Here is a 26694-nt window from a genome sequence, read left to right as displayed (position 1 = left end):
GCACCCGCGGTCCCGGTGGTCGACGGCATCCCGTTCGCCCGCGCCGGGCGCGACGAGCTGCGCGCGGAGGTGGCCGGCCTGCTGGCGCACGGGGAGGTCGACCGCGCCCGCGTGCTGCTGCTGGCCGACGCCGACGACTGGTGGACCGAGCCGCCCCCGCCGGCCGAGCAGCTGGCCCGCGTGCCGGCCGCGACGACCCTGCGCGAGGCGATGGCGCTGCTCGGCATGGGCCGGGTCGCGGACTACTTCGCGCACCGCTGGTCCGACCCCACCCACCTCGCCGGGCTGGCGCTGCTGCAGCAGCACTGGCCCGGCGCGCGGCCGGTGGTCGACGTCGCCTGCGGCACGGGCACGCACCTGCGCGAGCTGGCCCGCCGCGGCTGCACCGACCTCACCGGCGTCGACGTCGTCTGGGCGAAGCTCTGGCTGGCCCGCCGCTTCGTCTGCCCCGCCGCCCGCTACGTCTGCGCCGACGTCACCGCCACCCCCGAGCTGGGCGTGCCCCGGCCTGCGTACGTGCTGTGCCACGACGCCTTCTACTTCCTGCGGGACAAGCCGGCCGCGGCCGCGGCGATGCGGGCGCTGGCCGGGGACGGCGGCACCGTCGTCGTCGGCCACGCGCACGTCGCCGACCCGCACGGGCAGCCCCTGACGCCGGAGGGCTACGCCGCGGTGCTCGGCACCGACCTGCTCTACGACGACGCCGAGCTCACCGGCGCGCTGCTGGCCGGCCGCCCGCCGCGACCGGCCCCCGCCGCCGCCCTGCACGGCAGCGAGGCGGTCGCGCTGGTGGCCGGCGACCCGCTGGCCCCGGCCCCGGTGGACCTCGGCGAGCCGCTGGGGCCGCTGCGGCCCAACCCGCTGTACGCCGGCGGCGGGCTGCGCTGGCCCAGCGGGCGCTACGCCGCCGAGTACGGCCCGCGCTCGGGGTACCTGCCGGCCCGCTGGCCGGACCCGCTGCCGCCCGACGCCGCCCGCCGCCGGCTGCTGGTCGACCTCCCGGACGCCTGGTGAGCGGCACCGTCGGGTGGGGCATCGCCGGCTGCGGCTGGGTGGCCCGCGACCACGCGCTGCCCGCGCTGCTCAGCGACCCGGGCGCGCGGGTCGTCGCGCTGCACGACCGCGACCCGGCCGCGCTGGCCCGGATGCCGGTCGAGGGCGCCCACCGGAGCACCGACCTCGCCGGGTTCCTCGCCACGCCCGGGCTGGACGCCGTCTACGTCGCCGTCCCCAACGCCGCGCACCGCCCGCTGGTCGAGGCCGCTGCCGCGGCCGGGAAGGCGGTGCTCTGCGAGAAGCCGCTGGCCGCCGACGTCGCCGACGCCCGGGCCGTGGTGACCGCCGCCCGCGACGCCGGCGTCCTGCTCGGGACGGCGTACGACCAGCGCTGGCACCCCGCGCACGTGCGGCTGCGCGAGCTGGTGCCCGAGCTGGGCACCGTCACCGCCGTCCGGGTCGTCTACTGCTGCTGGCTGCCCGCCGACTGGACGCCGGACGGCCGCCCGCACGACAACTGGCGGGTCGACCCGGTCCGCGCCGGCGGGGGTGCGGCGATCGACCTGGCCCCGCACGGCCTGGACCTGGCCGGCGTGCTGCTCGGCGAGGACGTGGTCGAGCTGTCCGCGCGGCTGCAGACCCGGGTGCACGACTACGGCGTCGACGACGGCGCGCTGCTCACCGGCACCACCGCCGGCGGGGTGCTGGTCGGCCTGCACGTCGCCTTCAACACCCCCGACGCGCTGCCCCGCCGCCGGCTGGAGGTGGTCGGCACCCGCGGGATGGCGGTCGCCGTCGACACGATGGGCCAGACGGCGGGAGGCTCGCTCACGCTGTACCGCCCCGGGCCGGTGGACGTGCCGTTCGCCGGCACCTCGCCGTTCCAGGCGCAGTTCGCCGCCTTCACCGCCGCGGTCGCGGGCCGCGCGCGGTGGCCGTACGACCCCGCCCGCGACCTCGCCCTGCACCGCCTGCTCCTCACCGCTCTCTCCGGAGGCCCCGCGTGACCTCGCCCGACGTGCCCGGCGCCATCGACCGGGCCACCGACCCCGCCGCCGACCCCGGCGCCCGCCACGGGTCCAGCCAGGTGGACACCAACCCCTACCGCGGCCTGCTGCCGGACCTGCCCGCCTACGCCTGCACCAACTGCGGGCACTGGCAGCGCTGGCCGGCCCCCGGCCCGCAGGTGTGCCCGGTCTGCGCCGACGTGCGCAACGCGCTGCCCGAGGACGGCTTCGAGTTCGTCACCGACAAGCAGGCCGACGAGCTGGTCACCGGCTTCTGGCGGCCCGCGCCGGTGGACGGCGTCACCGAGTTCGGCACCGAGCCGCGCTTCGGCCTGGACAGCCGCGGCTGGGTGGTGGAGACCGACATCGGCCTGGTCGGCTTCGAGTGCGCGCCCTGGTACACGGCCGACATGCTCGCCGAGCTGCGCCGGATGGCCGACGCGCACGGCGGCTTCCCGGTGCTGGCGTCATCCCACGTGCACGGCTACGGCGCGCTGTGGCAGCTGCAGGCGGAGCTGGAGCCGCGGGTGGTCTGCGTCAACGTGCACGACCTGCCCTGGACCAAGGCCTTCCGGGTCACCTGGCCGGCCGACGACGTCCTGACCCTGGCCCCCGACCTCACCCTGCACCGCACCGGCGGGCACTTCCCCGGGCACTCGGTGCTGCACGACTCCCGCCGCGGCATCCTGTTCTGCGGCGACTCGCTCAAGGTGGACCTCGACGACGCCGGCGACCCGGTCGCGCTGAGCGCGCACAAGGCGTTCCACGCGCAGATCCCGCTGTCGCACGGCGAGCTGCGCGAGATGCTCGCGGTCGTCGCCGAGCTCGACTTCGGGGTCGTCGCGACGCCGTTCGAGATGGTCCCGGGGGTCACCACCGACCACGTCGTGCACCTGGTGCAGCGGCTGCTGTCCGGGCCGCCGGACGCCGCCCCCGTCCCGCTGGCCGACCTGTGAGCGGCTCGATGACCACGCCGGCTCCGCCGGCCGGGAGCGGACGGAGGACAACACTGTGACGGGCACCCTCACCGCCTCGCAGCGGTACCTCGACTCCTTCCCTGCGCCGGTCGACGAGTTCGCCATCGAGGGCCTCGACGTCCTCGACGTGCCGCTGCACAGCGCCGTCCTGACGCCGTCGCCGGCGCACCCCGGCGGCAGCGGCCTCGGCTACGGCGCCACCCGCGAGGAGGCGCGCACCGGGGCGCTCGGCGAGATGGCGGAGATGGCGCTGTCGCTGCGCGCCCACCAGGGGGTGCAGCGCGAGCAGGGCTCGTACGCGGAGATGACCCGCCGGCACGGCCGCGACCGGGTGGCCGACCCGCGCACCCTGTGCCTGGAGGCCGGCAGCGCCCACGACGACGACCGGCCGCTGCAGTGGCTGCCGATGACCCGGCAGCGCGACGGCGAGACGGTGCTGGTGCCCGCGGAGCTGGTCGCGTCGGCCCCCGACGACCTGCCCGGGGACCCACCGCCCGGCGGCTGGCTGACCACGGTCGTCACCAACGGTCAGGGCGCGGCCTTCGACGCCGACCGGGCCGTGGCGCACGCGCTGCTGGAGGTGCTGCAGCGCGACGGCAACGCCACCTCCTTCCGCGCGATGGACCGCGGCGTCGTCGTCGACCTGGCCGGGCTGCGCGACCCCGACGCGCTATCGCTGCTGGACCGGCTCGACGCCGCGGGCATCGACGTCGTGGTGAAGCTCGCGGCGACGGAGTTCGGCGTCGTCGACCTGTACGCCGTCGGCTGCTCGCGGGACCTCTCCGAGCCGGTGCCGGTCATGGCCACCGCGTGCGGGGAGGCCGCGCACCCCGACCGGGACACCGCCGTCCGCAAGGCGCTGCACGAGTTCGCCTCGGCGCGCAGCCGCAAGGCGTTCATGCACGGCCCGTTCGACGTCGTCCTGCCGGCCACGCCGCCGGGCTACCTGGACCACTGGCGCGGCGGGCACCCGCCCGAGCGGCTGGTCGAGGAGGACCGCGCGCTGGAGGCGATGCTCGCCTGGACCCGGATGGGCACCGCCGCGCTGGTCGACCTGCTCCAGGACACCGTGCTGTCCCGCCGGTCGACCGTCGCGCTGACCGACCTGCCGGCCTGGTCCGGCTCGGGAGACGGCGGCGACCTGCCGGCCACCGTGCTCGGCGCGGTGCAGGCCGCCGGGCACGACGTGCTGGTCGAGCTGCAGCCGTCGGTGGGCGACGCGGTGGCGGCCAAGGTGCTGGTGCCGGGGCTGGAGGTGGAGACGATGTCCTACGGGCGGATCGGCGAGCGCGGGGTGCGCCGGCTGATCGAGCACGACGAGGGTCTCGCGGTCGTGGGCGCCGACCCCGGCGGCTGGGCGCGCGTGCACCTGACGCCCGGGGCCGAGGAACGCCTGGGCGGTCCGGCCTGGTTCGACCGGGCCGGCGCCGACCGCCGGGTGGGCGCCCTCTACGCCCTCTACCGGGAGCCCGGCCGGCACACGGTCGCGGAGGTGCTGGCCCGGTGAGGTACGCGTACAACACCAACGGGCTGACCTCGCACCGGCTCATGGACGCGCTGCCGTTCCTCGCCGACTGCGGCTACGCGGGCGTGGCCCTGACCCTGGACGTCGTCCACCTCGACCCGTTCGCCCCCGACGCCTTCGCCCAGGCCGAGAAGGCGCGGGCGCGCTGCGACGAGCTGGGCCTGGGCGTGGTCGTGGAGACCGGCGCCCGGTACCTGCTCGACCCGCGGGCCAAGCACGAGCCGACGCTGGTCACCGCGTCGGCCGAGGGCCGGGCGCGGCGGCTGGCCTACCTGCGGCTGGCCTGCGACCTGGCGGACGTGCTCGGCGCGGAGGCGGTGAGCTTCTGGGCCGGCGTGCCGAAGCCCGGGGTCGACCGCGCCGAGGCCTGGGGCTGGGTGGTCGACGGCGTGCGCGCCCTGGTCGACTCGCACGGCGGGCGCGCCTGCTCGCTCGCCGTCGAGCCCGAGCCCGGGATGCTGGTCGAGGACTGCGACGGCTGGGCCCGGCTGGCCGCCGAGGCGCCCGGGATCTCCCTGGCCCTCGACACCGGGCACTGCGTGGTCGCCGGGCGGTACGAGCCGCACGAGGCGGTGCGCGCGTTCGCCCCGCACCTGGGCACGGTCGCCGTCGAGGGCATGCGCCGCGGCGTGCACGACCACCTGCCCCTCGACGAGGGCGACGTCGACCTGCCCGCGGTGCTGCGCGCGCTGCGCGACGTGGGCCACGAGCGGCTGGTCACCCTGGAGCTGTCCCGCGACGGGCACCGGGCGCACGAGATGGTGCCGCGGGCGATGGCCACCCTGCGCGCGGCGGAGGCGGCGTGAGGATCTGCTTCGTCAGCCGGCGCTACTGGCCGGCGGTGAGCGGGATGAGCGTCTACGCGGAGAACCTGCTGCGCGAGCTGGTGGCCCTCGGCCACGAGGTGGTGCTGGTCAGCCAGTACCGGGACGACGAGGCCGGCACCCGCGTCTACGGCGGCGGCCCGCCCCCGCCCGACCGGGTGCCCGGCGGCGTGGAGGTGCACGCGCTGCCCAGCCGCGGGGAGACGGTCGTCCCCGCCGACTGGGAGGGCGACATCGCGGAGATCGTCCGGACGGTGCTGGACCTGCACGCCGAGCGCCCCTTCGACGTGCTGCACGCCCAGTACGGCTACCCGCCAGGGCTGGCGGTGCTGGCCGCCGCGCGGGAGACCGGGCTGCCGGCGGTGGTGAGCATCCAGGGCGGCGACGGGCACTGGGTGGGCACCTGCTGCGCCACCCACGCGCACGCGATGCGCACCGTCGTGGACTCCTCGTCGGCGGTGCTCATCGGCAGCGCCAGCTTCCGCGACGAGGTGGTCGGCAACCTCGGCTGCGACCCGGCGCGGTTCACGATCGTCCCCGGCGCGACCGACACCCGGCGGTTCACCCCGGGCGAGCGGCCGCTGGGCGCGCTGCGCGAGCCGCCGGTGCTGCTGTTCCACGGCCGGGTCGACCGGCGCAAGGGCGTGCTGGACCTGCTCGAGGCGCTGCCCGACGGCGTCCGGCTGGTCGTCTCCGGCATCGGCCCGGACCTCGACGAGGCCCGGGCCCGAGCCGACGCGCGGACGACGTTCCTCGGCTACGTCCCGCCCGAGGAGGCCCCGGAGGTCTACCGCTCGGCCGACGTGTTCGTCAGCCCCACCTACAGCGAGGGGTTCAGCAACACCCTGCTGGAGGCGATGGCCAGCGGGCTGCCGACGGTGAGCACCGACAGCGTCGGCGTCGTCGACTGCCTGCGGCACGAGCAGAACGGTCTGCTGCACGCACCGGGCGACGTGGCCGGGCTGCGCGCGGCGCTGGGCCGGCTGCTGGCCGACGGCGACCTGCGCACCCGGCTGGCGAGCACCGCGCTGGAGGAGGTGCGCCGGCTGTACTCCTGGCCGGTGCTCGCCGCCGCCATCGACGCCGTCCACGGCGAGGTGGCGGGCACCACCCCGGCCGCCGGCTGGTCGATGCCGGCCGGGGTCGACCTCTCCTGCCGCTTCCGCGCCGCCGCGCACCTGCTGTGATGCGGGTGCTGGCGGTCAGCCCGCACCTGGACGACGCCGCGTTCTCCGCCGGCGGCACGCTGGCCGCGCTGGCCGGTGCCGGACACGAGGTCACCGTGCTCACCTGCTTCACCGCGAGCGTGCCGGACCCGGCAGGGTTCGCCCTGGCCTGCCAGCTGGACAAGGGACTGGCCGCCGACGTCGACTACATGGCGCTGCGCCGGGCAGAGGACACCGCCGCGATGGCCGTGCTGGGCGCCACCCCGGTGCACCTGGGGCTGCCCGAGGCGCCGCACCGCGGCTACACCAGCGCCGCCGACCTGTTCGCCGGCGTGCACCCGGCGGACGACGTCTGGCGAGAGCTGGCCGCCGAGCTGGCCGGGCAGGACGCCGACCTGTGGCTGGCCCCGCAGGCCCTCGGCGGGCACGTCGACCACCTGCAGGTGCTGCGGGCGGTGGCCGCGCTGGACCGGCCGGTGCTGTGGTGGCGGGACAGCCCCTACGTGCTGCGCGAACCGGGCGCCGTGCCCGGCCCCGGGCTGCCCGGCGGGCTGGCCGAGGTCCGCCTCCCGCAGGACCTCGACCGGCGTGCCGACGCGTGCGCCTGCTACGCCACCCAGCTCGGCTTCCAGTTCGGCGGCCCGGAGGCGATGCGCGCGGCGCTGGCCGGGCTGCCCGAGGTGCTGCTGGCCGGGGACCGGGCGCGGGCGGCGGTGCCGGGGGCGGTCCGGTGACCTGGCTGGTCACCGGCGGCGCCGGGTACGTCGGGGCGCACGTCGTGCGGGCGATGGCCGCGGCCGGCGAGCGGGTCGTCGTCCTCGACGACCTGTCCACCGGCGACCCCGGGCGGCTGGTCTCGGTGCCGTTGGTCGTCGGGTCGGTCCGCGACCGCGGGCTGGTACGCCGGGTGCTGCGCGAGCACGCCGTCCGCGGCGTCGTCCACCTGGCCGGGCGGGCCGGGGAGCCGGCCGCCGACCCGCTGCCGTGGTGGACGGAGAACGTCGAGGGCACCGTCGCGCTGCTGGAGAGCTGCCGCGCCAAGGGCGTCGCGCGCCTCGTGCTGTCCTCGACCGCGGCCGCCCGGCCGGACGCCGACGGCGCTCCGGTGTCGTCCTACGGCCGGGCGGCGCTGGCCGCGGAGTGGGCGGTGCAGGACGGCGCCGCGTGGGGATCGGCCGCCGTCGTCCTGCGCTGCCGGGACGCAGCCGGCGCCGGCGCGCCGGAGCTCGGCGACCGGGACCCGGCCGGCCCGCTCGCGGCGGTCTTCCGGGCCGTCGACGAGGGCCGGCAGCCGGTGCCGCCCGCTGCCGGGCTGGACCTGGTGCACGTCGCCGACGTCGCGGACGCGCACCTGGCCGCCGTGCGCGCGCTGGCCGCCGGCTCCCTCGGGGGCACCTTCGACGTGGGCCGCGGCGAGCCGGCCGGCGACGGGGAGGTGCTGCGGCTGGTCGGCGAGGTCACCGGCGCCGGCACCGCCCCCGGGGATGCCGGGCCGGGCACCGCGACGCCGGGGCGGGTGGCCGCGGCCGACCGGACCGCCCGGGAGCTGGGTTTCCGCGCCCGCCGCGACCTGCGAGCGGTGGTGCACAGCGCCTGGGTCGCCTGGCGGGCGCAGCAGCCGCTCTGAGCGCCGTCCCGCACGCGGCAGCGCGACGCCGCCCCCTGGCGGCCGGGTCCGCTCTAGCCTCGCCGGGTGGCTGACGACCTGCAGCAGCTGGTGCGACGGCGCCTGCTGGAGCTGTCCTCGACCGCTCAGGCGGCATCGCGGAGGGCCCAGTGGGCGATCGCACCGGAGACCATCACCCGCATCGCCGACGGCCGGCACTCCGGCATGGTCAGCGAGCGCCTGGCGGCCGCGCTGGCCCGCGCGCTCGACGTCCCGGAGAACCGGGTCCGCCGGCTGGCCGGGCTGCCCCTGCTGGCGGACCCCCGTGCCGACATCTGCACCGGCCCGCACCTGCGGGTCGTCCGCGACGACGGCCGTCCCGCCTAGCCCGGCGCCGCGCACGCGCGGTGACGACCGGCCGGGCCGCCGCGTCCCCGTCCCCGCGAGTTCCCCGACGGGGACCGCGGCGTCCCCCGCGGGTTCACGCGGCGGGTGTCGGGTGCGGCTGCCCGCCGTCCCGCGTCCCCCGGAGGCCCCGCCGTGACCGTCCCCCGTAGCGCCCGAGCACGAGCGGTGTGCCTGCTGGCCGCCGGTGCCCTCACCGCAGCGACCGCACCGGCGGTGGCCGCCGGGCCGTCCGACCGGCCGGACGGCGGTGGCAGCGGCCCGGTCACGCTCGGGCTGATCGGCGACTACCTGTACGACGCCGACCAGGTCGACGACGCCGAGCGGATGCTGGCCGACATCGACGCTGCCCACCTCGACCTCGTCGTCCACGACGGGGACACCACCTACGCCCCGGTGCCGCAGTTCCGGTGCAGCCGCGAGGTGCTGCAGTACCACGTCGACCGGCTGAACGCGCTGGACACCCCGGTCCTCTACACCCCGGGCGACAACGAGTGGACCGACTGCCCGGCCTACGTGGAGGGCTTCGGCGCGGAGAACCTCGGCTACACCGACCCGCTGGTGGCCCTGGACGCCGTCCGGGAGACCTTCTTCCCGGACGACCGCTCCCTCGGCGGCGAGCGGATCCCGCTGGACGTGCAGAGCGAGGAGTACCCGGAGAACCGGCGCACCACGGTCGCCGGCGTGCCGGTCGCGACGCTGCACGTGGTCGGCAGTCTCGAGGGCTACGAGCAGGTCGGCCTGGCGCCGGAGCTGGCGGAGGAGACCCCGGCCCGGCAGGAGGCCGCGCTGGCCTGGCTGGCCGAGACCTTCGACGAGGCGGAGCGCACCGGCGCCCCGGGCGTCATGCTGGTCTGGCACGCCAACCCCGACCCGTACGCGCAGACGTTCTGGGAGGCCGACGTCGCCGCCGAGCGGCCGCCGCTGTGGGACGACGCCTACGCCGGGCTGCTGGCCGCGCTGCGCGAGGAGGTCACCGCCTTCGGCAGGCCGGTGGTGCTGGTGCACGGCGACAGCCACTTCCAGCGCATCGACGGGCCGCTCGCGCTGGAGGCCGGCGAGACCTCCGGCGTCCCCGACTTCACCCGCGTGGAGACCTTCGGCACCCCGAACCTGCACTGGATCGAGGCCACGATCGACCCGGCCGACCCCGACGTGTTCACCTTCGAGCGCCGGTTCGTCCCGGGCAACGAGGCACCGCCCGAGGCGACCGGCTGACCGGCTACCGGTCTGCACGCAGCGTCCCGGCCCGGTGACGGGACGCTGCGGGCGGGCGGGGTGTCGGGCGGACGCACCGCTCCGTCACGCCACGGTCACGCGCGGCGGTCCAGCATCCGTGGGTCACGTCCGCCCTGTCGAGGAGCGCCATGCCGTCGAGTGCCATGCCCCCCGCCCGCCGCAACCCGATCCGCCCGCTGACCGGCCGGGTGGCCCTGACCGCCGTCCTGGCCGGGGCGATGGTCGTCCCGGCCGTCGCCGCCTCGGCCGACACCGGCGCGCCGGCCACCGCACCCTCGGTGGACGCCGCCGGCTCGGGCACCCTGCCGCTGCGCGGGCTGGACCTCGACGCGCTCACCATCCCGGAGCTGCAGGAGCGGATGGACGGCGGGGAGCTGAGCGCCGTCGAGCTGGTGCGCGCCTACCTGGACCGCATCGCCGCCGTCGACGGGGAGCTGGGCGCGGTGCTCGCGGTGAACCCGCACGCGCTGGACGAGGCCGCCGCCAGCGACCGGGTGCGCGGTGGGCACGGCGCGCGCAGCGCCCTGGAGGGCATCCCGGTGCTGCTCAAGGACAACGTCGACACCGCCGACCTGCCCACCACCGCCGGCTCGCGGGCCATGCTGGGCAGCCGGCCCGACGACGCCACCATCACCCGCACGCTGCGGGAGGCCGGCGCCATCGTGATCGGCAAGGCCAACCTCTCGGAGTGGGCCAACTTCCGCGGGGCCGCCTCCACCAGCGGGTGGAGCGGGGTGGGCGGGCAGACCGCCAACCCCTACGTGCTCGACCGCAACGCCTGCGGCTCGTCCACCGGCTCGGCTGCCGGCGTGGCCGCCTCGCTGGCGCAGGTGTCCATCGGCACCGAGACCGACGGGTCCGTCGTCTGCCCCGCCGGCAGCACCGGCATCGTCGGGCACAAGCCCACCGTCGGCCTGGTCAGCCGGGACGGCATCGTGCCGATCTCCGCCGAGCAGGACACCGCCGGCCCGATGGCCCGGCACGCGGTCGACGCCGCGCTGCTGCTGGAGGTCGTGGCCGGCGAGGACGAGGCGGACGCCGCCACGGCCGAGATCCCCGGCGACCTGGATGCCGACTTCGCCGACCTGGACGCGCACGCGCTCGACGGCGCCCGGATCGGCGTGTGGACGCTGACCCCCGAGCAGGCCGAGGCCGTCGACGACGGCACCGAGGCGGTGTTCGCCAACGCCGTCAAGGCCGTCGAGGCCGCCGGGGCCACCCCGGTGCCGCTGCAGCTGGCGTACCAGGAGGAGATCGGCGCGGGTGAGCTCCCGGCGCTGCTGGCGGAGTTCAAGCGGGACCTCAACGCCTACCTGGCCGCCACGCCCGGTGACCACCCCGAGGACCTCGCCGGCCTGATCGCGTTCAACGAGCAGGACCCGGTGGAGCTCGCCTACTTCGGCCAGGAGCTGTTCGAGCAGGCGCAGGCGGCCACCGTGCCGGAGGAGGACCCGGCCGTCCGGGCGACCCGCGAGGAGATCCGCCGGCTGGCGCGGGCCGCCATCGACGAGGCCCTCGCGCAGGGCCCCGGGCACGAGGACGACCTGGACGCGGTGATGGCGCTGACCAACACCCCCGGCTGGGTCACCCGCTACGAGTACCTCGACGGGGAGGCGGACGCGTTCGTCTACGCCTCCTCCACGCCGGCCGCGGTGTCCGGGTACCCGAACGTCACGGTGCCGGCCGGGTTCGCCGGGCCGCAGGAGGCGCTGCCGGTGGGGGTCAACTTCATCGGCACCCGCTGGGACGACGCCGACGTCCTGGACCTGGCGTACGCCTTCGAGACGGAGGTCGACGCCCGCCGGGCGCCGGGCTACCTGCCCACCGTCGGGGAGTGACGCTCAGCCGCGCGGCAGCAGCAGGGCCACGGCGGTCGCGTAGCGGTCCAGGTCGACGTCGCCGAGCAGCGCGTGCTGCAGCACGAACCCGAGGAGCGTGGACAGCAGCACCTGCCCCAGCGCCCCGGCGTCGACGTCGGCCGGGAGGTGCCCGGCGTCCCGCCACCGGGTGACCCGGTCGGTCAGCCGGCCGCGCACGGTGCCGTAGGTCCGCTCGGCGATGGCGCGCACGGCGGGGTCGCGCAGGCCCTCGGCCCAGGCGGTCACGGCGACCCGCGTGTAGTCGACCTCGCCGCCGACCGCGATCGGGTAGATCCGCCGGAGCACCTCCGCGACGGCCTCGGTCGGCGTCCGGTCCTCCCCCACGGACCGGACGCCGTCGAGGACGACGGCGTCGAGCACGCCGGTCAGCGCCTCCAGGATGGGCGCCACCGCGCCGGCGACGAGCTCGGCCTTGCTCGGGAAGTAGCTGTAGACCGCGCCGGCGGACAGGCCCGACTCGCGCACCACGTCCCGGACGGACGTGGCGTGGAAGCCCTCGCGGGCGAAGCAGCGGAGCGCCGCCAGGACGATCTCCCGGCGCCGGGACTCCAGGTGGTCGGCGGTCACGCGGGGCACCTGTCCCACAATAGAGAACGGTCGTCCGTCTTGACCAGGGAGGGGGGGAGGAGGATCGTCGTGGTTGCTGAACGGTCGTCCGATTTACAGGAGCTGTCATGACCACCTCCACGCCGGTCCTCCCGTCCGCCGCCACGGTGCTCGAGCACCTCGTCCCCGCCGGTGGCGTCGTCGTCGGGGACGACGGGTCGCCGGCCTCCCGCGCCGTGGTGCGCTGGGCGGCCGACGACGCCGCGCGCCGCGGCGCCCCGCTGCACGTCGTCCGCGCCTGGTCCATCACCACCGCGCCCACCCCGCGGACGTGGGCGCCGGGCTACGTCCCGCCGTTCACCGACTTCGAGGCCGCGGTGCGCGAGGAGCTCGAACGCACCCGCCGGCCCCTGGTCGACGGCCGCGAGGGGCTCGACGTGCGCTGGCACGCCGTGCACGGCCGCCCCGAGACCGTCCTCAGCACCGCCTCCACCGGCGCCGACCTGCTCGTCGTCGGCTCGCGCGGCCGCGGCGAGCTGCGCGAGCTGCTGCTCGGCTCGGTCGCCTCCGCCGTCCTGCACTCCGCCTCGTGCCCGGTCGTGGTCGTCCGCGGCCGCGCCGCCTGACGCCCCCCGAGGAGGACACCGTGAGCACCCTCGCCCCCGAGCGGCCGGCCGGCCCCGGCCACCCCGCCCCCCCTCCCGGCCGCACCCCGTGGCGCACCGTCCTCGGCCTGGCCGCCGGGCTCACCGCGGCCCTGGCCGTGCTGCTGGCCGCCTTCGCCTGGCCGGCCACCCAGAGCCGGCCCCGTGACCTCCCCGTCGCCGTGGTCGGACCGCCCCCGGCCGTCGAGCAGGTCCGCGCCGCGCTCGCGCAGGCCCAGCCCGGCGCCTTCGCCGTCACGCCGGCGGCCGACGCCGGGCAGGCGCGGCAACTCGTCCGCGACCGCGAGGCCGCCGGTGCCCTCGTGCTCGGCCCGGACGGGCCGGGCGTCGTCGTCGCCACCCAGGGCGGGCCCGCCGTCGCGCAGCTGCTGGTCCAGGTCGCGCAGGGGGCCTCCGGCAGCAGCGTGCCGGTCGAGGACGTCGCGGCACCGCCGGCCGACGACCCGCGCGGTGCCGGCCTGGCCGCCGGCGCGCTCCCGCTGTCGATCATCGGCGCCGTGTCCGGGGCGGTGCTGGCCGTCCGCGTCCGCGGGCCGGCCCGCCGCGCCGCGGGTGCAGTCGTCCTCGCCCTGCTCGGCGGGCCGACCGCCGTCGCCGTCCTGCACGGGTGGCTCGGGGCCCTGGGCGGGGACTGGCCGGCCGAGGCGGCCGTGGTGTCGCTCGGCCTGGCCGCCACCTCGCTCGGCGTGCTCGGGGTCGCCGCCGTCGCCGGCCGGGTCGGGCTGGTCCTCGCCGAGCTGACGGTCGTCGTCCTGGGCAACCCGCTGTCGGCGGCGGCGAGCGCCCCGGAGCTGCTGCCCGCCGGCTGGAGCGAGCTGGGCCAGGCACTGCCGCCGGGCGCGGTCGTGGCCGCCCTGCGGGCGGTGTCCGGGTTCGACGGCACCGGCGCCGGGCGGCCGCTGACCGTCCTGGCGCTGTGGGCCGCCGGCGGGTTGCTCCTGCTCGCGGTCGCCACCGCGTGGCGGCGCCGGGCGGGTCACCCCACGGCGGCAGTCGGGCCGGACCGCGCCGTCGAGCACGGATGAGCCCGGCTGGACCTGCTCGTGGAGCCGCCGGCGCCGGGCGGAGCTGCTCCGGGCGGCGGCTGACCGGGCCGGACCGGGCGGCCGTGTCCGGAAACCGCCAGTCGGGGCCCCCCGGCGCTGTCATGCTCGGTGCGTGACCTCGTCGCTGGACCCCGAGCGCTGCTACCGGGCGGTGGCCAGCCGCGACGCGCGCTTCGACGGCTGGTTCGTCACCGCGGTCGCCACCACCGGCATCTACTGCCGCCCGTCCTGCCCGGCCCGCACGCCGCTGCCGGGCAACGTGAGCTTCTACTCCACCGCCGCGGCCGCGCAGGGTGCGGGCTACCGGGCCTGCCGCCGCTGCCGGCCGGACGCCGTCCCCGGCTCGCCGGAGTGGGACGTGCGCGCCGACGTCGTCGCCCGCGCCATGCGGCTGATCGGCGACGGCGAGGTCGAGCGCTCCGGCGTCCCGGGGCTGGCCGCGCGGCTGGGCTACTCCGAGCGCCAGCTGCACCGGCTGCTGGTCGGCGAGCTCGGGGTCGGCCCGCTGGCGCTGGCCCGCGCCCAGCGCGCGCAGACCGCCCGGCTGCTGCTGGAGACCACCGACCTGCCGGTGTCCGACGTCGCCTTCGCCGCGGGCTTCGCCAGCATCCGGCAGTTCAACGACACCGTCCGCGAGGTCTTCGCGACCACCCCGACCGGGCTGCGCCGCACCCGCGCCGCCGCTCCCCTGGGCACGCCCGGCCGGCTCACCCTGCGGCTGGCCGCCCGGGCCCCGTACGAGGCCGCCGAGGTGCTGCTGTTCCTCGGCGGGCACGCCGTCCCCGGCCTGGAGGAGTGGGACGGCACGACGTTCGCCCGCGTGCTCGACCTGCCGCACGGCCCCGGCGTGGTGCAGCTGTCCCCCGCCGCGGACGGTGGCCCGGCGGTGACCGCGCGGCTGCAGCTCACCGCCCTGCGTGACCTCGGGACGGCGGTGGCCCGCTGCCGCCGGATGCTGGACCTCGACGCCGACCCGGCCGCGGTCGACGGCGTCCTCGGGGCCGACCCCGCGCTCGGCGCGCTGGTCGCCGCCGCGCCCGGCCGCCGGGTGCCCGCCGCGCCGGACGCCGACGAGCTCGCCGTCCGCGCGGTCCTGGGCCAGCAGGTGTCCGTGGCCGGCGCCCGCACGCTCACCGCCCGCCTGCTGCGCGCCGCCGGCACGCCGATGCCCGAGCCGGTCGGCACGCTGACCCACGCCTTCCCCCGGCCGGCCGCCCTGGCCGACGCCGACCTGGCCGCCGTGGGCCTCACCGGCGCGCGCCGGCGCACCGTGCACGCGCTGGCCGAGGCGCTGGACTCCGGCGCGGTGACGCTGGACCCCGGCGCCGACCGCGCCGAGGCCGGCCGGGCGCTGCAGGCCGTCCGCGGCATCGGCCCGTGGACGGCCGCGGTGGTCGCCATGCGCGGGCTGGGCGACCCCGACGTGTGGCTGCCCGGCGACCTGGCGCTGCGCCGCTCGCTGGCCGCCCTCGGCAGCTCCGACGCCGAGGCCGCGACCCGCTGGCGGCCGTGGCGGTCCTACGCCGTCATGCACCTGTGGGCCGTGGCCGCGCCTCTCCTCTTCTCCCGCCCACCCGCCCCGACCACCCGACCGCTCGCCCCCACCCCCGATCGGAGCGCCTCGTGATCCCGTCCGCCCGCACCGCGACCCTCGACACCCCGCCCGGGCCGTTCACCGTGGTCGTCGACCGCGACGGCGCCGTGCTCGCCAGCGGCTGGACCGCCGACGTCGGCGAGCTGCTGCCCGTCGTCCACCGCTCGCTGCGCCCGCCGTCGGTGCAGCCGGCCGGGCACCTGCCCGTGCTCGACGCGGTCGCCGCGTTCGTCGCCGGGGACGTGGCCGCCATCGACGGCGTCCCGGTGCGGCAGCGCTCCGGCCCCTTCCTCGAGGACGCCTGGCAGGTGCTGCGCACCGTCCCGGCCGGCACGCCGGACAGCTACGCCGCCTTCGCCGCCCGCTGCGGGCGCCCCGCCGCGGTCCGGGCGGCGGCCAACGCCTGCGCGCGCAACGCCGCGGCCCTGTTCGTCCCCTGCCACCGGGTGCTCGGCTCCGACGGCGGGCTCGGCGGCTTCCGCTGGGGGACGCCGGTCAAGCGCTGGCTGCTCGACCACGAGGCGGCGCACGCCCCCGTCCCCGCCTGAGCCCAGGCAGAGGAGGCAACACCCACGTGGCACCGCCCGGAGACGGGGGTGTTGCTTCCTGTGCCTCCGCCACCGCGGTGCCTCCCGGGGAGTGTCGGTCCCATCCGGCAGGCTCCTCGCTCGTGGACGCCGCCTCCCTGCTCACCGGTCTGCTCGTCGGCGCGCTGCTGGCCACCGCGGTCACCCTGGGCGTCGTCGCCCTGGTCACCCGCACCCGGCCGGCCGACGACGGCCTGGAGCCGGTGCACGAGTCGCTGGACCACCTGCACCGGCTGCTGGCCGGCATCGAGCGGGACCGCGCCACCGCCCACGGGGAGCTGCGGGAGCAGATGGGCACCGTGGGGCAGACCTCGGCGCTGCTGCGGCAGGAGACCGCCGCGCTGGTCACCGCGCTGCGCACCCCGCACGTGCGCGGCCGCTGGGGCGAGGTGCAGCTGCGCCGGGTGGTGGAGGTGGCCGGCCTGCTCGAGCACTGCGACTTCGTCGAGCAGCCCTCCGGCACCAACGACGCGGGTGCCGGGGTGCGCCCGGACCTCGTGGTGACGCTGTCCGACGGCCGCCAGGTGGTCGTCGACGCCAAGGTGCCGTTCACCGGCTACATCGAGGCGGTGCAGGCCGAGGACGTCGGCGTGCGCGCCGAGCGGGTGGCCGCGCACGCCCGCCAGCTGCGCACCCACGTCGACGCCCTCTCCGCCCGCCGGTACCCGACGGCGTTCCGCCCCGCGGCGCCGTTCACCGTGCTGTTCGTGCCCTCCGACGGGTTCCTCACCACCGCGCTGGAGGCCGAGCCCGGCCTGCTGGAGTACGGGTTCGCCCGCGACGTGGTGCTGGCCACCCCCAGCACGCTGCTGGCGCTGCTGCGCACCGTCGCCCACTCGTGGCGGCAGGAACGGCTGGCGCGTGACGCCGACCAGGTGCTCGAGGTGGGCCGCCGGCTGCACGCCCGGCTGACGACGCTGTCCGGGCACCTCACCCGGCTGGGGTCGGCGCTGTCCTCGACGCTGACCCGCTACAACGAGACGGTCGGCTCCTACGAGAGCTCGGTGCTGGTCGCCGCCCGCCGGTTCGACGACCTGGGGGTCGCCGAGGCCCCGGTGCCCACGCCCGAGCCGGTCGAGGCGACGGTGCGCACGCTGCGGCCGGCCGAGCTGCCCCGGCCCACCCAGCTGCCCGCGCCGGCGGGCGCGCCCGGGCCCCCGCCGGTGGAGCGCGACGGCACCAGCGGCTGACCGACGGCGGGCGTCGTCCCGGTCGCCGCTCCCGTACCGCCCCGTCACACGCACCCCGCCGTCCCCGCCCGGTGTGCGGCCCGGGCTGCGCTTTTGGCACTTCTGCACACCCCGCGTCGGCGTCGTCCTGCCCCGCCGCCGGCCCGGCCGTCGCTACCGTTGCCGCGACAGGGACCGCCGCGCACCGGGGTCCACCACGAGGGGACGGGGGCCGCCATGGCCACGGTGAACAGCGCCGACACCTGGCGCGAGCCCGGGGCGCGGGCCGACCGGCGCACCGGCGCCCGCTCCGGGGCGGCCGACCAGGTCGCGCGGATCGGCCGCCCGCCGGTGCCCCCGCCGCCCCCGCGGATGCGGCCGGCCGGCCTGCCGCCGCTCCCCCGGGACACCGGACGCGCCGCCCGTGACCGGGACCTCGCGCGCGACGGCCGCCCGGCCGCCGCGCCCCCGCGCCGGCCCGTCGAGCGGGCGGCGCGACCGGCCCCGGACGCCGGGCGCAGCCGCCCCGTCCCGCCCGCGGCCGAGCGCGGGCGGCCCCGCGACGACCGCCCGCGGGACGCACGCGACCGCGACGAGCCCGACGCCCGCACCCCCCGGTCGGCCCACCCGCGGTCCGGGGCACCGCGGCCGGCCGGTCGCGGTGCGGCGGACAGCGGCAGCCGGCTGCGCGGCTCGGTCGCCGTCCTGGCCGTCTTCCTGGTCACGCTGGCCGGCGCCGCCCTCGAGTCCTGGGTCAGCACCGGCCTCGGCCCGGGCACGCTGGTGCTGCTCACCGTGACCAGCGCCGCCGCCGCGGCCGCGGTGCGCCGACAAGACCTGCTCACCACGCTGGTCGCCCCGCCGCTGGTCTACGTGGCCGTGGCCGTGCTGAACACCGTGCTGGCCCCGTCGGCGTCGGTGAACCTCCCGACGGTGGCCACCCTGCTCATCCGCGGGTTCCCCGCGATGGTGATCGCCACCGTCGCCGCCGCGGTGGTCGCGCTCATCCGCTGGGCCGCCCGTCGCTGAAGGCCCCGTACGACGACGGCCCCCTCCCGAGTCCGGGAGGGGGCCGTCGTCGTACGGGGGGTGCTGCTAGGCGGGGTCGGCGGCCGGCCGGGGCCGGTCCGTGCGCAGCTCGCGGGGCAGCGCGAACACCAGGCGCTCCTCGGCGGCCTTGACCGTCTCCACGTCGGGGTAGCCGCGCTCGGCGAGCCAGTCGAGCACCTCGCTGACCAGCACCTCGGGCACCGACGCGCCGCTGGTGACCCCGACGGTGCCGACGCCGTCGAGCCAGGCCGGGTCGATCTCGGCGGCGAAGTCGACCAGGTGGGCGGCGCGGGCGCCGGACTCCAGCGCCACCTCGACCAGCCGGACGGAGTTCGAGGAGTTCGTCGAGCCCACGACGACGACGAGGTCGCACTCGGCGGCCATCTGCTTGACGGCCTGCTGCCGGTTCTGCGTGGCGTAGCAGATGTCGTCGCTCGGGGGCGACTGCAGCCCCGGGAAGCGGTGGCGCAGCTGGTCGACCGTCGCCAGCGTCTCGTCGACCGACAGCGTGGTCTGCGACAGCCACACCACCTTCTCCGGGTCGCGCACCCGGACGGTGGCCACGTCGTCGGCACCGTCGACGAGCTGGATGCGCTCCGGGGCCTCGCCGGCGGTGCCCTCGACCTCCTCGTGGCCGCGGTGGCCGATGAGCAGGATGTCGTAGTCGTCACGGGCGAACCGCCGGGCCTCCTGGTGCACCTTGGTCACCAGCGGGCAGGTCGCGTCGATCGTGCGCAGCTGCCGGGCGGCCGCCTCCTCGTGCACGACCGGGGAGACGCCGTGCGCGCTGAAGACGACGACCGAACCCTCGGGAACCTCGTCGGTCTCGTCGACGAAGACCGCCCCGCGCCGCTCGAGCGTCGCCACCACGTGCTTGTTGTGGACGATCTGCTTGCGGACGTACACCGGTGCGCCGTGGATCTCCAGGGCGCGCTCGACGGCGACCACCGCCCGGTCCACGCCGGCGCAGTAGCCCCGGGGATCGGCCAGCAGGACGCGTCCGCGCTGATCAGCCATGGCCCCATGGTAGGAGAAGGACCCTCTGCCCCCCGGCGTTCGCAAGCTCACACCGGGACCCTGCAGAGGGCCGACTGCCCCCCGCCCCTCGCCCCTCGCAGGCTCGCGGCGGGATCCTGCGGGGAGGCCGGCCCCCGTTGTGAGCAGGTTCACCCGGCGGCCGGACGGCGGGCGAGACGTGTACCACCATCGGCGGGGTGTGCGCCGCCGCACGCGTGTCGGGCGCGTCGATTCGGGGCAGGGTGGGGCCATGTCCCGTGAGATCCCCCAGGCCGTCCGCGCCGTCGTGGGCCTGACCGCCACCGTCATCGACGACGTCGTCGCCCTGCCGCGGACCCTCACCGGTCTGCCGGTCCGCGTGATCGGGCTGGCGATGCAGGCCACGATGCGGCTGCAGCAGCACTACTCGGGCCTGGTCGCCCGGGGCGACGAGGTGCTCACCGGGCTCCGCGGCGAGGCCGAGCCGGGGATGGCGACCTTCGACGAGGACCTGCCCGCGCCGGCCGGGCGCGGCTCCGCCTTCGACCGCGCCCCCGGGTTCGACCGCGACACTCCCTTCGACCGGGCCTCCGTGCCGGTCGACGACGAGGAGGTGGCCCTGGACGCCGCCGCGCTGGTCGACGACGAGGTGTCCGGCCTGCCGGCCGAGCCGTCGCCCGAGGAGGTCGTGGAGGCCCTCGCGGACATCACCGACGAGGTGGCCGCCGCCGGGCTCGACCTGGGCAGCGCCGAGCCCGGCCTGTCCACCGAGGACGCGCTGGAGACCGCGCTGCTGGAGGCCGACGGCGCCGCGGCCGGGGCCGGCGCCGTGGACACCGACGAGATCGCCGAGAGCCCGACGACCCCGCCGCCCGCCCTGCGGGACACGGACGCCGGAGGGGCCGAGGCCACGGCGGCCGAGGACCTGGGGACGCCGCCCCCGGCGCCCATGGACCCCGGCGGCGTGGACACCGACCTCCTCTCCGGGGACCCGGCGGACGCGCCCGCGCCCAGCGACCCCGGCGGCTCGCCGGTGGGCGAGGAGGCCGGCGGCCCGGACGTCGGCGCCGACGCGCCGGACGCCGGGACCCCGGACACCGACCTGCTCGTCGGTGACGCGGAGAGCGCCGCCGACGTGACCCCGGACGTGGCCACCGACGTCGACGTGCTCACCCCCGACGGGCGGGTGGCCACCGTCGAGGGCACGGTGACCGACGAGGGCGTCGCCGCTCCGGAGGGCGCCGCGGAGGAGGCCCCGGGCGGGCCCGCCCAGGACGACCGGCAGGACACCGGGGTCGACGAGGCGGCCGGCAGTGGCGTCAGCGACGCCGACACCCGCCCGTCCACCGACACCACGCCGAGCGCCGCCGACGACCGCGACGCCACCGGCAGCGGCGAGGAGCTGGTCACCGCGGCCGGCGCCCAGGTGGACGACCAGGCCGGCGCCGGGGACGACGCCGCCACCGGCGGGCAGGCGGCCGGTGCCGCGCCGGTCGCGGGCTACGACGCCTTCACGATCGCCCAGCTGCGTGGCCGGCTGCGCGGCTACCAGCTCGCCACCGTGCAGGACCTGGTCGCCTACGAGGAGGCCACCCGCGCCCGCGACCCGTACCTGCGGATGCTGCGCAACCGGCTGGAGAAGCTGGAGCGCCAGGCGGCCGAGTCCAGCCCGCTGGCCCCGCGCGGCGCCTGAGAGAGGACCCCGTCCTCCCCACCCCTCGCACGCTCGGGGCGGGACCCGGGACGGGGCCGCCCGCCTCCCCGCGGGCGCCGTCGGTGCCGTCTGACACGCTCGGGACGTGACCGCGCCCTCCACCCCGGACGCCCCCTGGCCGGTGCGCACGGTGGCTCGCAAGGTCGCCGAGTGGATCGGCCGGCTGGGCGAGGTCTGGGTGGAGGGTCAGGTCGCCCAGCTGTCCCGCCGCGGGGCGGCGACGGTGTTCCTCACCCTGCGCGACCCGGCCGCCGACCTGTCGGTGCCGGTCACCTGCGCCCGGGACGTCGCCGACCGCCCCGGGCTGGAGCTCGCCGAGGGCGCCCGGGTGGTCGTGCGGGCCCGGCCGGACTACTACGTCGCCCGCGGGTCGTTCTCGCTGCGGGCCACCGAGATCCGCGCGGTCGGCCTCGGCGAGCTGCTGGCCCGCATCGAGCGGATCCGCCGGCTGCTGGCCGCCGAGGGCCTCTTCGACGCCGCCCGCAAGCGCCCGCTGCCCTTCGCCCCGGCCGTCGTCGGCGTGGTCACCGGGCGGGACAGCGCCGCCGAGCGCGACGTCCTGGTCACCGCCCGCCGCCGCTGGCCGGCCGTCCGCTTCGCCGTCCACCACAGCCTGGTGCAGGGCCCCAGCGCGGCCGCCTCAGTGATCGAGGGCCTGCAGCGGCTGGACCGCGACCCGCAGGTCGAGGTCATCGTGGTCGCCCGCGGCGGAGGCTCGGTCGAGGACCTGCTGCCCTTCTCCGACGAGGGACTGGTCCGCGCGATCGCCGCCTGCCGCACCCCGGTGGTCACCGCCGTCGGGCACGAGACCGACACGACGCTGGTCGACCACGCCGCCGACGTCCGGGCCGCCACCCCCACCGACGCCGCGCACCGCGTGGTGCCCGAGATCGGCGAGCAGCGCCGGCTGGTCGACGGGCTGCGCGCCCGCGCCCGGCACCTGCTCGCCGCCCGGCTGGAGCAGCAGGAGCGGTGGCTGGAGGGGGTGCGCAGCCGCCCGGTCCTGACCGACCCGCAGCGGCTGCTGCACGGCCGGGCCGACGACGTCGAGCAGCTGCGCAGCCGCGCCCGGCGCACCCTCGTGCACCGGCTGGAGGGCGCCGAGCGCGACCTCGAGCACGCCCGCGCCCGGGTCGCCGCGCTCTCCCCCGCCGCGACGCTGCAGCGCGGCTACGCCGTCGTCCAGCGGGCCGACGGGTCCCTGGTGCGCGACCCCGGCGAGGTGGCCGACGGCGAGCGGCTGGCGGTCCGGGTGGCGGGCGGGCGGCTGCCGGTGCGGGTCGCCAGGGAGGATGCACGGCCATGAGCCAGACCCCGGAGGACCAGCCGGCGACCACCTACGAGCAGGCCCGCGAGGAGCTGGCCGACGTCGTCCGTCGGCTGGAGGCCGGCGGGCTCACGCTCGAGGAGTCCCTGGGCCTGTGGGAGCGGGGTGAGCAGCTGGCCGAGCTGTGCCGGCACTGGCTGGACCGGGCCCGTGAGCGGCTCGCCGCCGCGACGCCGGGTGACCAGCCGGAGTAGCGATCAGCCCGCGTAGGGCCGCACCGCCGCCGCGAGGGTCGCCAGCTCCTCCTCGGTCGCAGAGCCGGTGACCAGCACCGTGACGCCGTCGGCCGCGCGGGACAGCACCGTCTCGCCGCGGTCCGTCGTCCCCCGGGTCCAGGACTGGCCGCCGAGGTCGAGGGTGCCGCTCTGCTGCGCGCCGCCCAGGACGTCGTCGACAGCGTCGGCCCGCGCGTCGTCGCTGACGACGAAGCCCGCGTACTCCGCCGACGGGGTGAGGTAGCCGATCTCCAGGGTGACCGGGTCACCGGACTGCACGCCGCCGGCGTCGGTGCGCGCGCTGGTCGGGCGGTAGCCCTCCGGCAGGTCGGCCGGGACGGGCACCGGGTAGTCCGCGCGGGCGGCGGCCAGCTGCACGGTGCTGGCCGGGTCGACCTCGCGGACGGTGTCCACCCCGGACTGCTGGAAGGTCATCCAGCCCACCAGGGCCAGGCAGATCACCACCAGGGGGACCAGCGAGCGCAGCATGTTCGACGCGCTCATCCGGTTGGCCCGCTCGACCGCCGGGGAGGGCGCCTGCGGGGGCGGCTGACTGGTCGGGCCGGCGGAGCTCACCCCCCTAGGATGACAGCACTGACCGCCCACCCCGCCGCCCACGGCCCCGTCCCGGGCCCCGCCCCAGCTCGTGCGGGGTGGGGGGACGGGGTCCTCCTCCAGGAGGTCCGCGTGTCCCTGCCCGTGCCCGAAGGCTCCGCTACCCACGGCGGGAGCGGTCTGCGGCCCGACCGGCCCCGGCCGGACCGCAACCTGGCCCTCGAGCTGGTCCGCGTCACCGAGGCCGGGGCCATGGCCGCCGGGCGCTGGGTCGGCCGCGGGGACAAGAACGGCGGCGACGGGGCCGCCGTGGACGCGATGCGCGCCCTCATCGGGACGGTGAGCATGCGCGGCGTCGTCGTCATCGGCGAGGGCGAGAAGGACCAGGCGCCGATGCTCTACAACGGCGAGCAGGTCGGCGACGGCCAGGGCCCCGAGTGCGACGTCGCCGTCGACCCGGTCGACGGCACCACCCTGATGGCCAAGGGCATGCCCAACGCCATCGCGGTCATGGCCGTGGCCGACCGCGGGGCCATGTACGACCCCTCGGCGGTCTTCTACATGGAGAAGATCGCCGTCGGCCCGGCCGCCGCCGACGTCGTCGACATCACCGCGCCGGTCGGGGAGAACATCCGCCGGGTGGCCCGGGCCAAGCGCAGCTCGACCGGCGACGTGACCGTCTGCATCCTCGACCGGCCCCGCCACGAACAGCTGGTGCAGGAGGTGCGGGAGGCCGGCGCGCGGATCAAGTTCATCACCGACGGCGACGTGGCCGGCGCGATCGCCGCGGCCCGCGAGGGCACCGGCGTCGACATGCTCATGGGCATCGGCGGCACGCCCGAGGGGATCATCACCGCCTGCGCGCTCAAGTGCATGGGCGGTGCACTGCAGGGCCGGCTGTGGCCCAAGGACGACGAGGAGCGGCAGAAGGCCATCGACGCCGGCCACGACCTCGACCGGGTGCTGCACATCGACGACCTGGTCCGCGGCGACGTCTTCTTCGTGGCCACCGGCATCACCGACGGCGAGCTGCTGCGCGGCGTGCAGTACCGGGCCGGCGGGTGCACCACCCAGTCGCTGGTCATGCGCTCGCGCTCGGGCACCATCCGCTCGATCGAGAGCCTGCACTCGCTGGAGAAGCTGCGCGCCTACGCCGCCGCGCCCCTGGACCGGCCCGACGCGGTCAGCTGACCGGCGGGGGCAGGTGCCGCTGCGCGAGGCGGTCGACCATCGCGCGCCAGCGGCTGGCCGACTCCCCCGGCGCCAGGCTGCGCAGCCGCAGGTCGCCGAAGACGGTGCGCGCGTGGACGACGATCCGCGGCGTGCCGGCCAGCCGCGGGACTGCGGCGAGGTCGGTCTTGCGGTCCCCGAAGACGGTCCGGCCGCGCAGCTCGGCGTCCACGCCCTCCGCGACCACCACGTCGATGTCGCCGAACACCGCGCTCAGGGTGACCTCGACGCGGTCGGCGTCGGTGCGCAGGCCCCGCAGGTCCAGCCGCACGTCGCCGAACACCGTCGACACCCGGTGCGGGGCGTTCGGGCCGGCGAGCTCGACGTCCCCGAACGTGCTGCTCACCTCCTCGGGGACGCGCGACCCGACGATCTCCAGCGGCGCCGGGGCGTCCGGCGGCAGGTCGGCGACGAGCGCGGCCAGGTCGTCGAGGGTGCCCGCGACGTAGGCGGCCTCCACCCGCTCGCCGAACTCGGTGAGGTCGATCCGCCCCTGGGCGACCGCCTGCTGCAGCCGGCTCACGGTGGCCTCGCGGTCGGCGTCCGAGGCGCGGACGACGGGCCGGTCGGGGGCGGCGTCGGGCTCCACGCGGCGACCGTAGCCGAGCCGGTGGCCGCCGTGCGTGGTCCGCGGAGCCTCCCCGGGCGGCGGCTGGCCGGGGTCAAGCGGGCCTCTAGGGTCCTGGTCCGGAGCACTGTCACCGACCACCACACCGGGAGCCGCAGCGATGCCCCCTGACAACACGCCCCTCGCGGACCAGGCCGCCCCGCAGGACGGCACGGACTTCCGCATCGAGCACGACTCCATGGGCGAGGTCCGGGTCCCCGCCTGGGCGAAGTGGCGGGCGCAGACGCAGCGCGCCGTCGAGAACTTCCCCATCTCCGGCACGCCCATCGAGCGGGAGCTGATCGCCGCCCTGGCCGCCGTCAAGGGCGCGGCCGCCGCGGTGAACGCCTCCCTCGGCGTCCTGCCGCAGGAGACCGCCGACGCCATCGGCACCGCCGCCGCGGCCGTGGCCCGCGGCGAGTGGGACGACCACTTCCCCATCGACGTCTTCCAGACCGGCTCGGGGACGTCGAGCAACATGAACACCAACGAGGTGATCGCGACCCTCGCCACCGAGGCGCTGGGCTCGCCGGTGCACCCGAACGACCACGTCAACGCCTCGCAGTCGTCCAACGACGTCTTCCCGTCGGCCATCCACATCGCCGCGACCCGGGCGATCGTCCGCACGCTGATCCCGGCGCTGCAGCACCTGGAGGCCTCGCTGTCGCGCAAGGCCGGGGAGTTCGCCGAGGTCGTCAAGAGCGGGCGCACCCACCTCATGGACGCCACCCCGGTCACCCTGGGGCAGGAGTTCGGCGGGTACGCCGCGGCGGTGCGCTACGGCGTGGAGCGGCTGCAGGCCTCGCTGCCGCGGATCGGGGAGCTGCCGCTGGGCGGCACCGCGGTCGGCACGGGCATCAACACGCCGCCCGGGTTCGCCGCCGCGATCATCGAGCGGCTGGCCGCCGAGCTGGACCTGCCGCTGTCGGAGGCCCGCGACCACTTCGAGGCGCAGAGCTCGCGCGACGGGCTCGTGGAGGCCTCCGGCCAGCTCAGGACGATCGCCGTCGGCCTGGTGAAGATCGCCAACGACCTGCGCTGGATGGGCTCGGGCCCGCGCACCGGCCTGGCCGAGATCCAGCTGCCCGACCTGCAGCCGGGCAGCTCGATCATGCCGGGCAAGGTGAACCCGGTGATCCCGGAGGCGACCATCCAGGTCGCCGCCCAGGTGATCGGCAACGACGCCGCGGTCACCTTCGCCGGCACCACCGGGAACTTCGAGCTCAACGTGACGCTGCCGCTGATGGCCCGCAACGTGCTCGAGTCGGTCCGGCTGCTGGCCAACGTCAGCCGGATCCTGGCCGACCGCTGCGTCGACGGGATCGTCGCCGACGTCGACCGGTGCCGGACCTACGCGGAGTCCTCGCCGTCGGTCGTGACGCCGCTGAACAAGTACATCGGGTACGAGGAGGCGGCCAAGGTGGCCAAGCAGTCGCTGGCCGAGCAGAAGACGATCCGCCAGGTGGTGGTGGAGCGCGGCTACGTCGAGCAGGGGAAGCTCACCGAGCAGCAGCTCGACGAGGCCCTCGACGTCCTCTCGATGACCCACCCCTGAACCGGGTGGGGGGCGGGCCGGGCACCCGGTCCGCCCCGCCGGGTCAGCGCGCGTGGTCGGGCACCCGCGACAGCAGTAGCGTCCCTACCGATGACTGAGACTGCGCGTGCATCGGCGACCGGCGACCCCGACGTGTCCCTGCGCCACCCCGGGGGTGAGTTGCCCCTGCGCGTGGTGCCGGCCACCGAGGGGGCCAGTGGTCTGGACACCGGC

26 protein-coding genes are annotated in these 26694 nt (G+C 77.3%); 22 read left to right on the top strand and 4 right to left on the bottom strand.

Annotated elements, in window-relative coordinates; all coding sequences use genetic code 11:
• Positions 1–15: 15 nt before the first annotated feature.
• From CHB98_RS06740 to CHB98_RS06690, 11 genes are all read left to right on the top strand, one after another.
• Positions 16–1014, top strand: coding sequence for a class I SAM-dependent methyltransferase (locus CHB98_RS06740; protein WP_245820973.1), 999 nt, complete (start codon positions 16–18; stop codon positions 1012–1014).
• Positions 1011–2003, top strand: a complete 993-nt coding sequence (locus tag CHB98_RS06735; protein ID WP_089304861.1) for a Gfo/Idh/MocA family protein — start codon at positions 1011–1013, stop codon at positions 2001–2003. The genes CHB98_RS06740 and CHB98_RS06735 overlap by 4 nt, the downstream gene beginning before the upstream one ends.
• Positions 2000–2959 (top strand): MBL fold metallo-hydrolase, encoded by a 960-nt coding sequence (locus tag CHB98_RS06730; protein WP_245820972.1) that lies wholly within the window; start codon positions 2000–2002, stop codon positions 2957–2959. Before CHB98_RS06735 ends, CHB98_RS06730 begins: the two co-directional genes overlap by 4 nt.
• A 55-nt stretch (positions 2960–3014) precedes the next feature.
• Entirely contained in the window at positions 3015–4487 is a 1473-nt protein-coding gene (locus tag CHB98_RS06725) for a YcaO-like family protein (RefSeq protein ID WP_089304860.1), read from the top strand.
• Positions 4484–5311 carry a sugar phosphate isomerase/epimerase family protein gene (locus CHB98_RS06720; protein ID WP_179224271.1) on the top strand — a complete coding sequence of 276 codons (828 nt, stop codon included), beginning with the start codon at positions 4484–4486 and terminating at the stop codon, positions 5309–5311. The genes CHB98_RS06725 and CHB98_RS06720 overlap by 4 nt, the downstream gene beginning before the upstream one ends.
• Positions 5308–6516, top strand: a complete 1209-nt coding sequence (locus CHB98_RS06715; protein WP_089304859.1) for a glycosyltransferase family 4 protein — start codon at positions 5308–5310, stop codon at positions 6514–6516. The genes CHB98_RS06720 and CHB98_RS06715 overlap by 4 nt, the downstream gene beginning before the upstream one ends.
• Positions 6516–7229: a PIG-L deacetylase family protein gene (locus CHB98_RS06710; RefSeq protein ID WP_089305249.1), complete on the top strand. Its 714-nt coding sequence runs from the start codon at positions 6516–6518 to the stop codon at positions 7227–7229. The genes CHB98_RS06715 and CHB98_RS06710 overlap by 1 nt, the downstream gene beginning before the upstream one ends.
• Positions 7226–8122, top strand: a complete 897-nt coding sequence (locus CHB98_RS06705) for an NAD-dependent epimerase/dehydratase family protein (RefSeq protein ID WP_089304858.1) — start codon at positions 7226–7228, stop codon at positions 8120–8122. The genes CHB98_RS06710 and CHB98_RS06705 overlap by 4 nt, the downstream gene beginning before the upstream one ends.
• Positions 8123–8188: 66 nt before the next feature.
• Positions 8189–8488, top strand: a complete 300-nt coding sequence (locus tag CHB98_RS06700; protein WP_089304857.1) for a hypothetical protein — start codon at positions 8189–8191, stop codon at positions 8486–8488.
• A gap of 153 nt (positions 8489–8641) precedes the next feature.
• Complete coding sequence (locus CHB98_RS06695; RefSeq protein ID WP_143424967.1) at positions 8642–9724, top strand: metallophosphoesterase; 1083 nt, start codon at positions 8642–8644, stop codon at positions 9722–9724.
• 149 nt (positions 9725–9873) lie between these two features.
• Positions 9874–11583, top strand: a complete 1710-nt coding sequence (locus CHB98_RS06690; RefSeq protein WP_245820971.1) for an amidase family protein — start codon at positions 9874–9876, stop codon at positions 11581–11583.
• A gap of 3 nt (positions 11584–11586) precedes the next feature.
• Here CHB98_RS06690 and CHB98_RS06685 read toward each other — a convergent pair whose 3' ends face one another.
• A complete protein-coding gene (locus tag CHB98_RS06685; protein WP_143424965.1) occupies positions 11587–12192 on the bottom strand; it encodes a TetR/AcrR family transcriptional regulator in 606 nt (201 codons plus the stop codon).
• A gap of 107 nt (positions 12193–12299) precedes the next feature.
• Here CHB98_RS06685 and CHB98_RS06680 point away from each other — a divergent pair, with 107 nt between their 5' ends.
• The 6 genes from CHB98_RS06680 to CHB98_RS06655 all read left to right on the top strand — a co-directional run bounded on the left by CHB98_RS06680 (position 12300) and on the right by CHB98_RS06655 (position 18261).
• Complete coding sequence (locus tag CHB98_RS06680; protein ID WP_089304853.1) at positions 12300–12797, top strand: universal stress protein; 498 nt, start codon at positions 12300–12302, stop codon at positions 12795–12797.
• Positions 12798–12817: 20 nt separating this feature from the next.
• A complete protein-coding gene (locus CHB98_RS06675) occupies positions 12818–13861 on the top strand; it encodes a hypothetical protein (protein WP_218822279.1) in 1044 nt (347 codons plus the stop codon).
• Positions 13862–13994: 133 nt separating this feature from the next.
• Positions 13995–15509, top strand: coding sequence for an AlkA N-terminal domain-containing protein (locus CHB98_RS06670; RefSeq protein WP_089304852.1), 1515 nt, complete (start codon positions 13995–13997; stop codon positions 15507–15509).
• Positions 15506–16024 (top strand): methylated-DNA--[protein]-cysteine S-methyltransferase, encoded by a 519-nt coding sequence (locus CHB98_RS06665; protein WP_218822278.1) that lies wholly within the window; start codon positions 15506–15508, stop codon positions 16022–16024. Before CHB98_RS06670 ends, CHB98_RS06665 begins: the two co-directional genes overlap by 4 nt.
• Before the next feature lie 122 nt (positions 16025–16146).
• Positions 16147–17253: a DNA recombination protein RmuC gene (locus tag CHB98_RS06660; RefSeq protein WP_245820970.1), complete on the top strand. Its 1107-nt coding sequence runs from the start codon at positions 16147–16149 to the stop codon at positions 17251–17253.
• Positions 17254–17469: 216 nt separating this feature from the next.
• Complete coding sequence (locus CHB98_RS06655; RefSeq protein WP_089304850.1) at positions 17470–18261, top strand: DUF6542 domain-containing protein; 792 nt, start codon at positions 17470–17472, stop codon at positions 18259–18261.
• Between the two features lie 66 nt (positions 18262–18327).
• Here the strand turns inward: CHB98_RS06655 and CHB98_RS06650 are convergent, their stop codons facing one another.
• A complete protein-coding gene (locus CHB98_RS06650) occupies positions 18328–19299 on the bottom strand; it encodes a 4-hydroxy-3-methylbut-2-enyl diphosphate reductase (RefSeq protein WP_089304849.1) in 972 nt (323 codons plus the stop codon).
• Positions 19300–19549: 250 nt separating this feature from the next.
• On the opposite strand from CHB98_RS06650, the gene CHB98_RS06645 reads away from it, so the two are divergent.
• The 3 genes from CHB98_RS06645 to CHB98_RS06635 all read left to right on the top strand — a co-directional run bounded on the left by CHB98_RS06645 (position 19550) and on the right by CHB98_RS06635 (position 22513).
• The gene (locus CHB98_RS06645) at positions 19550–20971 is read left to right on the top strand and encodes a hypothetical protein (protein WP_089304848.1); all 1422 of its coding nucleotides are present in this window, start codon (positions 19550–19552) and stop codon (positions 20969–20971) included.
• A gap of 106 nt (positions 20972–21077) precedes the next feature.
• A complete protein-coding gene (xseA, locus tag CHB98_RS06640) occupies positions 21078–22298 on the top strand; it encodes an exodeoxyribonuclease VII large subunit (protein WP_089304847.1) in 1221 nt (406 codons plus the stop codon).
• A complete protein-coding gene (locus CHB98_RS06635; protein ID WP_089304846.1) occupies positions 22295–22513 on the top strand; it encodes an exodeoxyribonuclease VII small subunit in 219 nt (72 codons plus the stop codon). The genes xseA and CHB98_RS06635 overlap by 4 nt, the downstream gene beginning before the upstream one ends.
• Before the next feature lie 3 nt (positions 22514–22516).
• Here the strand turns inward: CHB98_RS06635 and CHB98_RS06630 are convergent, their stop codons facing one another.
• Positions 22517–23110, bottom strand: a complete 594-nt coding sequence (locus CHB98_RS06630) for a DUF4245 domain-containing protein (protein ID WP_089304845.1) — start codon at positions 23108–23110, stop codon at positions 22517–22519.
• Between the two features lie 111 nt (positions 23111–23221).
• Between CHB98_RS06630 and glpX the strand changes: the two genes are divergently transcribed.
• Positions 23222–24280 (top strand): class II fructose-bisphosphatase, encoded by a 1059-nt coding sequence (glpX, locus tag CHB98_RS06625; RefSeq protein WP_218822277.1) that lies wholly within the window; start codon positions 23222–23224, stop codon positions 24278–24280.
• Here glpX and CHB98_RS06620 read toward each other — a convergent pair.
• Entirely contained in the window at positions 24273–24908 is a 636-nt protein-coding gene (locus tag CHB98_RS06620; protein ID WP_089304844.1) for a DUF1707 SHOCT-like domain-containing protein, read from the bottom strand. The two genes, glpX and CHB98_RS06620, sit on opposite strands and share 8 nt — an antisense overlap.
• 139 nt (positions 24909–25047) lie before the next feature.
• Between CHB98_RS06620 and CHB98_RS06615 the strand changes: the two genes are divergently transcribed.
• Positions 25048–26481, top strand: a complete 1434-nt coding sequence (locus tag CHB98_RS06615; protein ID WP_089304843.1) for a class II fumarate hydratase — start codon at positions 25048–25050, stop codon at positions 26479–26481.
• Positions 26482–26694: the final 213 nt, after the last annotated feature.

Origin of the sequence: Geodermatophilus pulveris (assembly GCF_900188375.1) — a bacterium.
Taxonomy (GTDB): Bacteria; Actinomycetota; Actinomycetes; order Mycobacteriales; family Geodermatophilaceae; genus Geodermatophilus; species Geodermatophilus pulveris.
Note: the sequence above shows the minus strand (reverse complement) of the source record. Positions and strands in the feature narration are given on the sequence as shown.

Coding starts and splice junctions, on each gene's coding strand:
- CHB98_RS06710 (WP_089305249.1), top strand. CDS start 6,516: ATGCGGGTGCTGGCGGTCAGCCCGCACCTGGACGACGCCGCGTTCTCC.
- CHB98_RS06690 (WP_245820971.1), top strand. CDS start 9,874: ATGCCGTCGAGTGCCATGCCCCCCGCCCGCCGCAACCCGATCCGCCCG.
- CHB98_RS06680 (WP_089304853.1), top strand. CDS start 12,300: ATGACCACCTCCACGCCGGTCCTCCCGTCCGCCGCCACGGTGCTCGAG.
- CHB98_RS06655 (WP_089304850.1), top strand. CDS start 17,470: ATGGCCACGGTGAACAGCGCCGACACCTGGCGCGAGCCCGGGGCGCGG.
- CHB98_RS06650 (WP_089304849.1), bottom strand. CDS start 19,299: ATGGCTGATCAGCGCGGACGCGTCCTGCTGGCCGATCCCCGGGGCTAC.
- CHB98_RS06645 (WP_089304848.1), top strand. CDS start 19,550: ATGTCCCGTGAGATCCCCCAGGCCGTCCGCGCCGTCGTGGGCCTGACC.
- CHB98_RS06635 (WP_089304846.1), top strand. CDS start 22,295: ATGAGCCAGACCCCGGAGGACCAGCCGGCGACCACCTACGAGCAGGCC.
- CHB98_RS06615 (WP_089304843.1), top strand. CDS start 25,048: ATGCCCCCTGACAACACGCCCCTCGCGGACCAGGCCGCCCCGCAGGAC.